This is a genomic window from Saltatorellus ferox (assembly GCA_007751475.1).
Lineage (GTDB): Bacteria > Planctomycetota > UBA1135 > UBA1135.
The window spans coordinates 7,296,751-7,309,988 of the sequence record CP036434.1 but is presented as its reverse complement, the minus strand read 5'-3'; the positions used below and the strand labels follow the sequence as shown (position 1 = coordinate 7,309,988).

8 protein-coding genes are annotated in these 13,238 nt (G+C 67.9%); 3 read left to right on the top strand and 5 right to left on the bottom strand.

Annotated features, from left to right (window positions below; genetic code table 11):
* Positions 1-259 precede the first annotated feature (259 nt).
* Positions 260-1,729: a DUF1565 domain-containing protein gene (locus Poly30_RS26510; protein ID WP_145205008.1), complete on the bottom strand. Its 1,470-nt coding sequence runs from the start codon at positions 1,727-1,729 to the stop codon at positions 260-262.
* A 303-nt stretch (positions 1,730-2,032) separates the two neighbouring features.
* Between Poly30_RS26510 and Poly30_RS26505 the strand changes: the two genes are divergently transcribed.
* The 3 genes from Poly30_RS26505 to Poly30_RS26495 all read left to right on the top strand — a co-directional run bounded on the left by Poly30_RS26505 (position 2,033) and on the right by Poly30_RS26495 (position 5,898).
* On the top strand, positions 2,033-4,072 hold the full coding sequence (locus Poly30_RS26505) for a hypothetical protein (RefSeq protein ID WP_145205005.1): 2,040 nt from the start codon (positions 2,033-2,035) through the stop codon (positions 4,070-4,072).
* Between the two features lie 69 nt (positions 4,073-4,141).
* Positions 4,142-4,888: a cupin domain-containing protein gene (locus tag Poly30_RS26500; protein WP_145205002.1), complete on the top strand. Its 747-nt coding sequence runs from the start codon at positions 4,142-4,144 to the stop codon at positions 4,886-4,888.
* A 2-nt stretch (positions 4,889-4,890) separates the two neighbouring features.
* Positions 4,891-5,898 carry a hypothetical protein gene (locus Poly30_RS26495; RefSeq protein WP_145204999.1) on the top strand — a complete coding sequence of 336 codons (1,008 nt, stop codon included), beginning with the start codon at positions 4,891-4,893 and terminating at the stop codon, positions 5,896-5,898.
* 40 nt (positions 5,899-5,938) lie between these two features.
* Here the strand turns inward: Poly30_RS26495 and Poly30_RS26490 are convergent, their stop codons facing one another.
* The 4 genes from Poly30_RS26490 to Poly30_RS26475 all read right to left on the bottom strand — a co-directional run bounded on the left by Poly30_RS26490 (position 5,939) and on the right by Poly30_RS26475 (position 13,231).
* The gene (locus Poly30_RS26490) at positions 5,939-8,386 is read right to left on the bottom strand and encodes a Lon protease family protein (protein WP_145204996.1); all 2,448 of its coding nucleotides are present in this window, start codon (positions 8,384-8,386) and stop codon (positions 5,939-5,941) included.
* A gap of 93 nt (positions 8,387-8,479) precedes the next feature.
* Entirely contained in the window at positions 8,480-9,562 is a 1,083-nt protein-coding gene (locus tag Poly30_RS26485; RefSeq protein WP_145204993.1) for a ketoacyl-ACP synthase III, read from the bottom strand.
* A gap of 63 nt (positions 9,563-9,625) precedes the next feature.
* Positions 9,626-10,759, bottom strand: a complete 1,134-nt coding sequence (locus Poly30_RS26480; protein WP_145204990.1) for an NAD(P)/FAD-dependent oxidoreductase — start codon at positions 10,757-10,759, stop codon at positions 9,626-9,628.
* On the bottom strand, positions 10,760-13,231 hold the full coding sequence (locus Poly30_RS26475; RefSeq protein ID WP_145204987.1) for a Tex family protein: 2,472 nt from the start codon (positions 13,229-13,231) through the stop codon (positions 10,760-10,762).
* Positions 13,232-13,238: the final 7 nt, after the last annotated feature.

Genomic DNA, 13,238 nt, shown 5'->3' with positions numbered 1-13,238 from the left:
CTATCGGGTCCAGTTGGAACTCGGGGCGAGCTACAGCGAATCGAAAGTTCTCGCGACCCGGGACGTGGCAGTGGAGAAGCCGGGCTCGAAGCGACGCTCACTCTTCTTCCCGAGGCGGGCGTCGCCGCCGAGCGTGCACGAGCCAGCGGCGTGCTTTTCCTGCCGGAAGGCGGGCCGACCAAGTCCCTCGTGTGAATGCCGGGGGAATCGTCGACGGGCGCCACTAATTCAGGGCACTAGAGCTGACTGACTCGAACGGCTACTGGATGAACGCCAGCCCCAGGTTGGTGAACGCTGCGCCCGCAGGGCTCGAACTCGACGTGACCAGCGCCTGGAGTCTCCACGTTCGACCGATGAGGCCGGTGTCGTTCGGGATCGGGATCTGGAACGTGGCTCGCGTCGCGTTCGTCGGAATCTGAAGCACGATCTCGCGGGTCGGATTCGATCGGCCCGCGAGGTAGTAACCGTACTGGGTCGGATACCCGCTCGAGTCGAAGCTTCGATTGAGGGCGACGATCACCGTCGAGCCAGGCTCGCCGCGTACCTCGTAGGTGGCGGTGGAACCAATGGGCGTTTCGTAGGGCCCGGAGAGCGTGAGGAACTCGTACGCGCCCATGTCCCAGCGCGCCTCCGTGTCGTAGTCGCCGTCGACGCCGCTGATTCTGCCGCCGTCGATGGCGGGACTGTTCCAGCGGAGTTGATAGTCGCCAACGGCCGGGTCGACGAACAGGGGATCAGCGGTCGAGACGCCCGGGCCGCTGAGGGTTCCGCCGGTCGCGATGGAACGGGTGATCGCCGTTCCGCCGAGCCCGAGCGGTGCGTCCTGCAGGTTCCGGTCAAGGATCAGCTCGCTGAACTCCGACTGGCTGTTCAGGAGGCCCTGCACCCGAATCCCTGCCCTGCAGTTCACGACGGTGGCATTCAGCACCGAAAGCTGGAGCGCTTCCAGGGTTCCGGCGTCGACGTCGAGCCCGATCGAGCTCTTCGCCACCAGGCCCGCCACCGCGATTCGAACGGCTCCCGACCCAGCCAGCGGTGCCGTGAGCTGGCCAGTTCGCACCCGAATACCGACCTCGCATGCGGTGATGGTGACGTCCGCGTTCACCCGTCGGTCGCGCTGGCTGGCCGGATCCATTTCGATACCGACCTGGCAGTCCTGAATGGCGGTGCCACGGACGGAGAGACTCTCGGCACCCCGCGAGCGAATGCCGATGTTGCAGTTCTGGATCTCCGCGCGAAGGATCTGTACCTCCTGCACCGAAGAGGGGGCCACGGGTGAGACTGCGTCTACCGCGACGCCGCATCCATCGAACTCGCACCCATCGATCCTCGCCGTGTACGTCGTGGCGACGATGGCGCGTCCCGCATTCTCGAAGCGAAATCCGCCGAGGAACACCGGGTTGAACAGGCCTGGCGAGAGGACGAAGCCGTCTGCCGTGGGGCCCGGGTCGACGACGGCGGACGTGGCGTTCCACGTGCTCTCCGCGGGAACCGAGATCGGGAACACCTCGCCCAGTGCCGAGTCGTAGCGTCCCGGCTGGACGAAGACCCTGAAAGGATTCGCTTGCGCGGCGCGTGTCAGGGTTCGGAAGGGGGCCGCCAGGCTCGTCCCGGGGTTGCTATCGCTGCCGCTGATGGCGTCGACGTAGACCGTGTGCTGTGCGGAAGCCGCGCCACACAGTGCGGAGAGTAGCGCGAGGGCGAGAGCGGCATTGCGAAGTGCGAGCATGGGCCTGGAGGTTGGTTAGAAGGTCAGGGAGGCGGAAGAAGGGGAAGGCTTCAAGTTCCGTGCCGTCGTGGGACGGCCGAGGGGATTCAGGGGCGCGGGCACGGCTTCCCGGCCTCCCGCCTGGGTCACGTCGCTGTCGACACTCGCGCTCTGGCATGGGCCCAAGGGACGTCCACCGTTGGAGGGGAAGGCGAGCAGTCAAGTGAAGGCGAGGAAGAGCATCGGGACGACGCTGAAACGGACAGGCGAGAAGAACCCCGGGCTGGAGAAGTCGCATGCAGGGGCGCGAGCTACGCTGGGCTCATGGAAGCAGACGTCGGGGGAAAGGTGTGGCCAGGTCTCGGAATTTCGGCCGTTCTGCTGGCGGCTGCGATCGGGGTCGTGCTCTTTTCGGGGACGGGGCAGGTGGCGCCGGACGACGGGCCCGCGCTCGTGTCGCCCTCGGCGACCGCGACGGCGACCGCCGCCGCGGACGCGACCGAAGTCGATGCTCTCCCGGCCGCTGGCGCGGAGCGATCGGCGGTGGTGTCGATCGCGGAGTCGCCGCAGGAGCTTGCCGAGTCGAGCGCCCTCGAGATCGAGGGACGCGTCGAGATGGAAGCGAGCATGGAAGAGAAGGATCTCGTCAAGGTCGCGGTCCTGGTGCACGGCGATCGATGGCTCTCGGATCGCGAGGCCGGATTCGAGGGCAACCTTCTCTGGGGAGCCACACCGGCGACCCGTGCGATGCAGACCATCAAGATGACCTCAGCGACCGAAGGCGTGGTCGAGGTCCACGGGCGCCCCTCCACTCACGAAGAGTTCGCCGACATTCATCTCGCCGGGTTCGTGTTCCGGCCGACTTCGCTCGACGAAACCCCCGGTGGTGCTGCGGAGCTCCTTTTGAACCTCGAGCCCGTGCCCGGGGCCACGCTGGTGTGGGCGGAGTCGATGCCGCTTGGCCAGCGCGTGCCCATCGAGATCGTCATGAGCGCGCGCGATGAGCCGACGGTTCCGAAGGAGGAGTGGTGGGGCGACGCGAGCGTACGGGTCGAGCGGAATAGCGACTGCCAGCTTCCGTTTTTGCTGCCTCGCCTCGTTCGGAAGGAGAGCGTCTGGATCGGCGCTCCCGGTCGGGCCTGGCGCGCCTTCCCCGTGGGGCCGGACGATCTGGAGGTCGAGGTTCAGCTCGTGGACGAAGCCAGCCTCCGGGTTCTTCACGATGGGCCCGGTGCGCTGGACCCGAGCACCGGCAGGCCGGTCGTACCGCTGCACGTCATCCTCGAATCCCTTCATAGCGGGACGCTGCAGGTCAAGCCGGTCGTGGACCGCGCGCCGATCCTGTTCGCGGGGCTCTCCCGCGGCGAGTACCGCGTGCGCGTGGCGCGCGGGACGACCCACGACGCCGAGGAGGTCTCCGGGACCACCCAGTTCAAGATCGAAGCCGGGGAGTCCGTCGAGGTGAATCTGACACGGGGCTTCGCGGACCAGCACCTGGGCAGCATTCGCCTGCATGTCTCCGGCTCCGACGAGGTGATGGCGCTCGGGGCCGAGGCGGGTCTCGAGGTCACGGTGTTGCGCCGGGCCGAGCCGGGCGCGCGCTGGCCCTGGATCCGTGAGCGCACCATGCGCCCCGGAGAGGGAGCACCGGATGGGGTGCGGCTCTTCGAGAAGAAGGGGCTCGTCCCCGGCGAGTACCTCGTCACGGTGAGTCCCCTGGGGTCGCACGCCCCCTGTGAGGTACACGCCGGAAAGGTCACCAACGTGGACCTGCGCCTGGAGGAGCCCGGCTGGCTGACGCTGCGCCTGCCGGAGGGCTACGACGCAGACATGTGCATCGTCTCGATCACGACGGCTGCGATGAACCCGAAGGATCGCTACTACTTCCCCTACAACCGCATGGTCGCGGAGGCGCTCGATGGGCGTCACCCGATCATTCCGGGAACGTATCGGATGGACGTCTATTCCCTGGGGGCCGGCGACCTGCCTCCGCTCGCCGCCTATGACTTCGTCGTCCGCTCAGGCCAGGAGTGCCTCGTCGCTCCGGAGCCCCTTCCGAACCTGCGGTTCGAGGTCGAGGTTCATGAGGCCCGGGCGGGCCAGGAAGGCAAGCCGATCGCCCTGCCCTTCGACTTCTGGGCCAACGTAAAGATGATCAGCCAGGCGACGGGAGAGCAGCTGTTCGGTGTCACAAGCTTCACCGGCGATGCCTCGACTTGCATCGGCATCAGCGTGTCGCTGGCGGTCGAGCCCGAGACGATTCGCCTCGAGCTACCGGAGAATCCCTTCTGGACGTTCGCGCCCCCGGAGCCCTTCGACCTGGTGGACGGCATGACCGTCGTGCTCCAGGCGACGGCGAAGTAGTCGGGCTTCTCGGTTTGCGCGTCAGGCGACCGCGGAGCTGCCGACTCGTTTTGCGGGTAGACTACCTCGATGTTCAGAACCTTCACGCGGGCCGCAATCTGCAGCCTCATGGTCGCCGCCTGCAGCGGGGATACGGACACGTCCAGTTCGATGTCCGATGCGGAACACGGCCACCCTCACGGCGGCGAGCACAGCGCCGACCATGGCCACGGCCATGGTCCCTCTCAGCAAATGGGCGCCCTGGAAAGGGTGAAGCCTGAACTCGTGGCGGCAACACCCGACTCGCCCGCCTACACGCAGCTCGGCCCCGGGGTCGAGGTCATCGACGACGTGGCGGCCGCGGCGCGCGCGGAGAGCAGCACGTTCACCCACGAGGGCCACTTCGCGCCGCTCCTCTTCGGGAGCGATCTGCGCGCGTTCACCCTGCGCCTGGAGCACGGCATGTTCCTCGCCGAGCACCCCCATCCCACCGAGAGCATGGTCTATACCGTGAGCGGGCGCTGGGTTCTTTGCTCCAGCGGTAACCGCAAGGTCATGGAAGCGGGCTCGGTCTTCCACTTCGGGCCAGACGCGCCCACGGGCTGGGAGGCGCCCTTCGAAGGGGGAGCCCAGGTGCTGATCGTGAAGACCCTCCGCGAAGGCGAGGACTACGCGATGTTCTGTGAGGGCATGCGCGAGCTTGCGCTGAAGCTGGAGGGCCAGTACGCCGAAGGCGAGGTCTTCTACTTCGAACAGCTCGAGGACGATCACCCGGCCCTCGCGTTCGCGCGGGCCCAGGGAGCGTCGATCGAAGCACCCCGCCGCGAGGATCGCTAGCGTTGCGCGCGCGGAGTTTCGAGGCCGGGCCTATGGTGGTGCTCGCGGCCACGCTGGCGCTCGCGGCCGTTTCCCATGGCTGCCGCTCGGCCCCGGCGCATGGCGGAACGCGCGGGACTTCGCCCGACTTCATCGAGCCGCTCGACCTCGTGGAGATCGAGCGCGACGCCGTCCTCCGCATCAACGCGGACCTCGTCCCTGGCCCCCTCACGATGGATGTGGCCATCGTCATCCCGAGCAATCTGGACCCCGGCTTCGACCTCGTGAGCGTCCCGCAGATGCTCGACGGCATTCGCTCGGCCAAGGAGATCTTCGGCGCGGTCGGTGTCCAGATCCGCCTGCTCTGGGTCAAGACCGGCCCGGTTCCGGATCAGCATCTTTCGATCACCTCCACCGACCTTCTCACGGGGCCCGGCTCGAAACACGCCGGAATGTACACGAACTTCCAGCGTCACCCGAGGCCCCTGAGCGCGGGCGCGAGAGCGGCGTTCGAGTCGCTCGTTCCGCGGGACGAAGCGAACGACCGGACCCTCTATCTCGTGGTGCTCCAGGACGTCTTCTATCCCTTCTTCGCGAGTAGCGGAGCAGGGAATGATCTCGTCCCCACGGTGACTCCGACCAGCGGGCTGTCGTTTCCGCCGTATATCCACGGCCGCGAGATTCCCCGTCGCCTGCGGGGCGTGATCACGATCTCGAACCTCACAGCAGGCGCCAACCGGTTCAAGACGATCGCCCACGAGATCGGTCACAAGACGCTGAACGTCAGCCACGAGTACCGCACGATCGACCCCGAGTTCGAGGTCGTCGGCGAAGGCGGCCTGATGATCTACGGTGCCGGGGTCGAGATCCCCTCGGGCGCGGACGGTCGCTGGCACCGGGAGCGCCTCGAGCGGTCGCCGTTCCTCTACCGGGAAGATGAGTCGGGCAAGAAGCTCTGGAACCCGGACTTCGAGGACGGCGGCCACTACTTCGACCCGATCTACGGGGACTTCGTGGTCGGTGAGGAATGACCCTCCGGGACGCGCCCCATGGCGCGTCCCGGGTGCGCAGTCACGCCTCCACGTCGCCCCCCGCCTGGGCGGAACCTTCGAGCTGGGCCATGGCCCGCGCGTACGCCGTCGGTGACGTCAGCGAACGCTCCCAGAAGTGCCGCGCCTTCGACTGGGCGATGCCGAGCAGCGTCGCCTCCGGGTAGCGGCCCTCCTCGTCCGGGCTGCCGGCTTCCATCCCCGTGAACACCTCCAGCGCTTCGTGGACGGTCTTCACGGCCCAGACATGAAAGCGGCCTTCTGCGCAGGCCTCGACGACGTCGTGGCGCAGCATCAGATCGCCCGCGTTCGAAGCGGGGATGATGACGCCGCCGTGGCCGCTGGTGCCGAGGGCCTCGCACGTATCGAAGAAGCCCTCGATCTTCTCGTTCACGCCGCCGATGGCCTGGATGCGACCGTGCTGGTCGATCGCGCCCGTCATCGCGACGTCCTGGCGCAGCGGCACGCCGGTCAGGGCGGAGAGCAGGCAGCAGATCTCCGCGCCCGAAGCCGAGTCGCCGTCGATGCCGCCGTAGCTCTGCTCGAACGCGAGGCTCGCGCTGAACGCCATCGCGTGGTCGGCGCGCAGCAGATAGCGCAGCAGGCCGCCGAGGATCTGGAAGCCCTTGGTATGGATCTGGCCCGACAGCGACGCGCTGCTCTCGATATCGATGATGCCCGCGTTGCCCGGGGCAATCGTCGCCGTGATACGCGCTGGGAAACCGTAGGTCAGCATGCCCGCCTTGATGACGGCGAGCCCGTTCACCTGGCCGACCGTGGCTCCGTCCGTCTCGATGATGATCGTGCCGTTCGCGATCATCGCATGGAAACGGCGGGAGGGCAGGTTCGCGCGGGCTTTCGTGCGCCTCACGGTTTCGCGGATGTCGTCTCCGGTGATCGCGCCGCGCGCTGCGCCGTTCCGTTCGCGCTGATGCGCGACGTAGACAGCTTCCCGCGCGATATCGGCGATGCGCCCGAAGCGGGCCGTCAGCTTGTCCCGGCGCGCCGCGATTCTCGCGCCGTGCTCGGCGAGAGCCGCGACCGCGCTTCGGTCGAACGGCGGCAAGTCCTCGTTCGCCGCTATCTTGGCGATGACGCTCGCGTACTGTCGAAGGCCTTCTGCGTCGCGGTCGATCTCCGACTCGAAGTCGGCCAGCACCTTGAACAGCTGGCCGAAGTCCGGATCGGCGCGATCGAGCATGTAGTAGGTGCCCGCGTCACCGATCAGGATCACGCGCAGCGAAATAGGGATCGGCTCCGGCTTGATCGACGTGCGGAAGTACGGCGTGCTGAGTTCCTGGGGGACGATCTCCAGCTCCTTGTTGCGCAGCGTCCGCACGAGCACGCGCCATGCGCCCGGTTCGGTCAGGAGGTCGCGCGCTTCCATCACGAGGTAGCCGCCACTGGCCTTCAGGATCGAACCGGCGCTGATGCGCCTGAAGTCACCGCGCGTCGGACCCTGGGGAGACCAGCCGGTCTCGACGGAGCCCAGGAGTCGGCTCAGCGACGGTGAGGTCTCGATGACGACCGGTGCGCGCTCCGCGCAGGTGGACTCCAGGATCACGTTGACGTCGTAGAGATCCGCAGGGTGGAAGCCCGGGGGATGCTCGCGTCCGAGGTTCTCGATGACATCGTCGATGAGGCTATCGACGAAGCGCTGCACGGCGGGCTCCGCAAAGTCCTTGCGGATGGGGGCCACGGCGTCCTCGACGAGCTCGCGGGTCGAGTCCTCGATGAGGGACAGCATGCGTTTGCCCGTCTCGACGCGCATGCGCTGGATCTCACGTCCGATGCCGCCGAAGCGCTTGGCGAATTCCGCCTGCTTCGTCTCCCACTCGGAGATTTGCTCCTGGGTGATCTTCTCCTCGCCCAGAAGCTGCGCAAGTTCGGCGCCCCCGAGGGGCTTGCCGTCGAAGAGTGGCACGATGTGCGTCTGGACGGCGGGCGGCTGGCCCTGTTGAACCATGGCCATCCCTGCTTCGCGAAGATCGGCCTCGAAGGGTTTCGTGATCTCGGCGATCTTCGCGTTGGTCTCCGTTTCGATGGCCTCACGCTGGGTCTGAATGGCCTCTCCGGTGAGCGTCTTCGGGAGCTCCTCGCGGATGAAACGTGCCACGTCGTGGACCAACGAGTGAAGGACCTTTCCTCGCCCCGGCGGAAGCTTCAATAGCTTCGGGTGATCCGGCTCCTTGAAGTCGTGGACGTAGGCATAGTCGAAGAGGTCGTTGCAATCGGGCCGAATCTCCTCGAGCAAACGCGTGATGATGCTCATGCGCCCGAGGCCGGTCTGACCCCGGACGAACACGTTCTGCTCGGGGGCAGCACATTCAATGCCGAAGCGCAGGGCGTCGACGGCCGTGTCCTGGCCGGCGAATCCAATGACGGGTTCGACCTCGGCCGTGGTTCCGAACTCGAGTGTTTCAGGGTCGAGGCGCCATCGAAGCGCGTCTTTCGCAAGCGGTTTCAGCATGCGAAGAGGGTAACAGACGGTGACGCCGGCGTTCCCGTCGCGGGAGTCTGCGCCAGCATGGTCACGGGAAACTGCGCCAGTATCGGCGCGGTCTCACCCATTCAGGATCGTCATACCCATCGAGTACCCTGTGCCGAAAGCGCACAGGAGCGCGCGCTTACCCGGCGTGAAGGCGCCGCTCTTGCGGACCTGGTCCAGGAGGATCGGCACCGACGCGCTCGACGTGTTCCCGAGGGTCTCGATATGGATCGGAACTCGCTCGGCGGCGCAGTTCGGGATCACGCGCTGGGTCACGGCCTCGATCATCCGGGCGTTGGCCTGGTGGAACAGGAACAGGTCGACGTCTTCCAGCTCGAGACCCGCGCGCTGGCAGCACGCTTCGATGCGCGGTGGCAGGAGACGGACCATGTCCTTGAAGACCTCGCGGCCTTCCATGCCGACGACGTAGCGATGAACCCGGCCCTGCTCGACGACGCACTGGCCGTTCCGGCTTCGCACGCGATAGATGGGGCGCTCGCTGAGGTCCGGGTGGACCGTGATGTTCCTCGCGGAGACGCCCTGGGTCGCCATCCAGACGCCGGGCAGGTCGTCGCTTTCGGGTGGCCCGAAAACTGCCGCGCCGGAACCATCGCCGAAGATCGGCATCGTGGTTCGGTCGCTGGCGTCGAGGACGCTCGTCATGCACTCGGCGCCGACGACGAGCACGTTGGGCCGCGCCTCGTTTCGACCGACCGCGCCCTGGGCGTTGTACATGCCTCCGATGAAACCGTTGCAGCCAAGGCTCTGGTCCACGGCGAACACGTCTTCTTCCATGCCCAGCGCCGCGTGGATGGAACTCGCCGTCGTGGGCGCGAGGCCGTCCGGCGTCGTCGTGTTCACGTAGACCGCGCCGATGCTGGCGATGTCCACGCCCGCGTCGGCCACCGCGCTGCGCGCGGCGTGGATCGCCAGATCGCGGACGGTCAAGCTCGCATCAAGAACGCGGCGGCTGAGGACTCCGAGGCGGCGCTCCGGGAAGTCCGCGTCCGTGGGCAAGACCTCCTGTTCCGGAGCCTCCACCGCCAGCCGTTCCCGGACCTCGTTCATCAGGCGAGCGAGCTCCACGTTTCCGAGCTGAGTTCCGGCGACGTCTTCCCCGGGCAGCGCCCGGCCCGTGCCGAGGAGTTTGGCTTTCATCGAGTGTCTGGTGTCAAAGGGACAGGGACTGCAGCCTAACCATCTGCACGGCCAGTTCCGCTTCTATTCACCGCGGAACAGGCCGAGGAGTTCGCACGACTGGCCCAGCGCCGCGGCCGCCGCCGCCCGGCCTGCGAGGGCGCCGACGAGATTGCCGGTACCGCAGTACCCCCCGATCGCCCAGACGCCCGAGCGGACCTCCTCCATCACGGGAAGCGTGCCCTCGACGTAGCCGACCGACGCCGCCCACCGGTGGGTGATCCGGGCCTTCGTCCGGACGCAGTCGCGGAGGAAGCTCTCCAGAAGCTCCTGGATCTCGTTCGTCGGCGTGGCGTCGTGGGTCCACTCGTCGGCCTCGAACATGTCGCGGAACCCGCCGAGCGCGAACGCGCCGTTCTCCAGCTGCTGGACGTACTCGTAGCCGTCCCGCAGATACATCGGGCGCGGGAAAACGGCGTCGGTGGCCGGCTCCGTCCCGAGCATCTGAAGCCGGGCCGTCCGGACGCGACCGGCGAGTTCGGGCAGCACCAGGTCGAGCCGTCCGTCCACGGCCACCACGGCCGCGCCGCAGCGGATCGGGTGGCCGTTCGCCACCACGGTCTCTCCCGCGATGTCCGTCGCCGCCGAGCCCTCGAAGAGCTGCGCGCCGCGCTCCAGCGCCTGCCGGGCCAGGGACCGACAGCGCGCCAGCGGGTTGAACGACATGTCGCCAGGGAACAGGAGCCCGCGGCCCTCGCCGCCGTCGTAGAGCTCCACGGGCAGGCCGTCCGCTTGCATGGCCTCGAACTGCGCGATGCAGTCTTCACCCTCCTCGGCATCGACCGCGATCCGAAGTGAATCGGTCACTCGCACGTGCTCCGGCGTCGCCGATCGCATGCGCGCCTGCTCTTCCATCGTCGCGCGATAGAAGGCGAGCGCACGGTCGTGTCCAAGAGCTTCCACGGCGCGGTGGTAGAAGGGCGCGAGCCCGGCCAGCGCGAGGCCCCCGTTCCGGCCCGCCGCGCCGCCCGCCACGATCCCGGCGTCGATCCCGATGACGCGGGCGCCGCGGTCGAGCAGCTCGTGGACGGCCGTGAGGCCCGAGCCGCCCAGTCCCACGACGCAGACATCCGCCGCCAGCGGCTCCGCGACGGGCGGAAGCGGCGTCCAGCGTCCCGTCTCCCAGAGCGGCGTATTCGGCGGCGGCGTCGTGGTCATCTACTTCGAGCCCTTCTTCGGATCGGCGTTCAGGCCCTTGGCGGCGAACGCCTTGGCGAACGGATTGTTCTTCAGCGGAGCCTCCGACGTCGTGAAGGTCGAGGGGCGAGGCTCCGAGCTCCGCTCGCCGCCTCCCCGGGGACCGCGGCCTGCGCCGCCGCGCCCGCCGCCGCCACGCGGGGAGCCGCCACGCTGGGGGCCGGGGCCGCGGCCCGCCGTGCGATCACCGCGCGGCTCCCCGCGCTCGACCCGCGCCGCCTGCGGGTCGTCGTCGAGGCGCATCGACATCGCGATGCGGTTGCGCTCCAGGTCGATCGACATGACCTTGACGTGCACGATGTCACCGGCGGAAACGACCTCGGACGGCGACTTGATGAAGGTGTAGGACATCTGGCTGATGTGCACGAGGCCGTCCTGGTGCACGCCGACGTCGACGAACGCGCCGAAGTCCGTCACGTTGGTCACGACGCCCTCGAGCTTCATGCCGACGGCGAGGTCCTGGATCTTCTCGACGCCGTCCTTGAAGGCGGCGGTCTTGAACTCGGGGCGCGGGTCGCGGCCCGGCTTCTCCAGCTCGGCGAGGATGTCCGTCACCGTCGGCAGACCGAAGGTCTCGTCCACGTAGTCGGCCGGGTTGAGCGAGCGCAGGAACGCCGCGTCGCCGATGATTGAGGCGACGTCGCGCTTTGCCTTCTTGGCGATGCGCTCGACGACCGGATACGCCTCGGGGTGCACGGCCGAGCGGTCGAGGGGGTCGTCGCCGCCCATGATGCGGAGGAATCCCGCGGCCTGCTCGTAGGCCTTTGGACCCAGGCGCGGCACCTTGAGGATGTCCTTGCGACGGCGGAACGCGGCGTGCTCGTTGCGGTACGCGACGAGGTTCTCCGCGAGCGTCTTCGTCATGCCGGCGACGCGCTCCAGGAGCGCGGCCGACGCGGTGTTCACGTCCACGCCGACGGCGTTCACGCAGTCCTCGACCACGGCGCCCAGCGAGCGCGTCAGCTTCGTCTGATCGACGTCGTGCTGGTACTGGCCGACGCCGATGGCCTTGGGCTCGATCTTCACGAGTTCCGCGAGCGGATCCTGGACGCGACGCGCGATCGAGGCGGCGCCGCGCAGCGAGACGTCGAGGTGAGGCAGCTCCTTGGAAGCCAGCTCCGACGCCGAGTACACCGAGGCGCCCGCCTCGTTCGTGATGATCTTCTGGAGCTTCACGTCGGGCATCCGGTGCATGAGGTCGACCACCAGGCGATCGGTCTCGCGCGAGCCCGTGCCGTTGCCGACGCTGACCAGCGAGATGCCGTGGGCGCGCACCAGCTTCTCGAGGACCTTGAGCGAGCCCTCGATGTCGTTGCGGGGCGGCGTCGGGTAGATGGTGTCGGTGGCGACGACCTGGCCCGTGCGATCGACGACGGCGACCTTGACGCCCGTGCGCAGGCCCGGGTCGAGGCCGAGGATCGCGAGCGGGCCGGCGGGTGCAGCGAGCAGCAGCGCCTTGAGGTTCTTGGCGAAGACGTCGATGGCGCTGATCTCCGCGGCCTCGCGCAGGCGAGTCACGAGGTCGGTTTCGATGCGCAGGGCCAGCCGGAAGCGCCACGCGAGCCGCGCGGCGCCGCAGAGGAACTCATCGGCCGGGCGGCCCTGGTCGGAGACGTTGAAGCGGCGCATGACCTGGGACGCGCAAACGCCCGTGGAATCGTCGCCGAGTCGCTTGTCTTCAGGATCGAGCACGACGTTCAGCGAGATCGCGTTCTCTCCGCGTCCGCGGAGCATCGCGAGCGCGCGGTGGCTCGGGACGTTCTTCAGCGGCTCGGAGTACTCGAAGTAGTCGCGGAAGCGCGCGCCCGCTTCCTCTTGGCCCTCTTCCACGACGGTCTTGATCGTCGCATTCTCCCAGGTGTGCTCCCGGAGGTTCGTGGAGAGCTCCGGGTCGTCGCAGAAGGTCTCGACGAGGATGTCGCGGGCGCCTTCCAGCGCGGCGTCCGCGTCCGGCACTTCCTTCGCGGGATCGACGAACTCGGCCGCGAGCGTCGCCGGGTCGAGGGTCGGGTCGGCGAGCAGTCGCTCGGCGAGGTCCCCGAGGCCGCGCTCGCGCGCGATCTGGGCCTTCGTGCGACGCTTGACCTTGTAGGGGCGATACAGATCCTCGAGGCGCGTCTTCGTGTCGGCCTCCATGATCGCGGCCTGCAGCGCGGTCGTCAGTTTGCCCTGGGACTCGATCGCCTCCAGCACCGTTTGCTTGCGCGCATCGAGTTCGCGCAGGTAGGTGAGGCGCTCCTCCAGATTCCGCAGCTGGGTGTCGTCGAGGCCGCCGGTGCGTTCCTTCCGATAGCGCGCGATGAAGGGCACCGTCGCGCCCTCGTCGAGCATCTCGATGGTGGCGGCGACCTGGTCGGGACGTACGCCGAGCTCGGCGGCGATACGTTCGGCAAGAGAGGCGGGTGCGACGGGCGAAGCAGCAGCTGGGGTCATGGAGCGA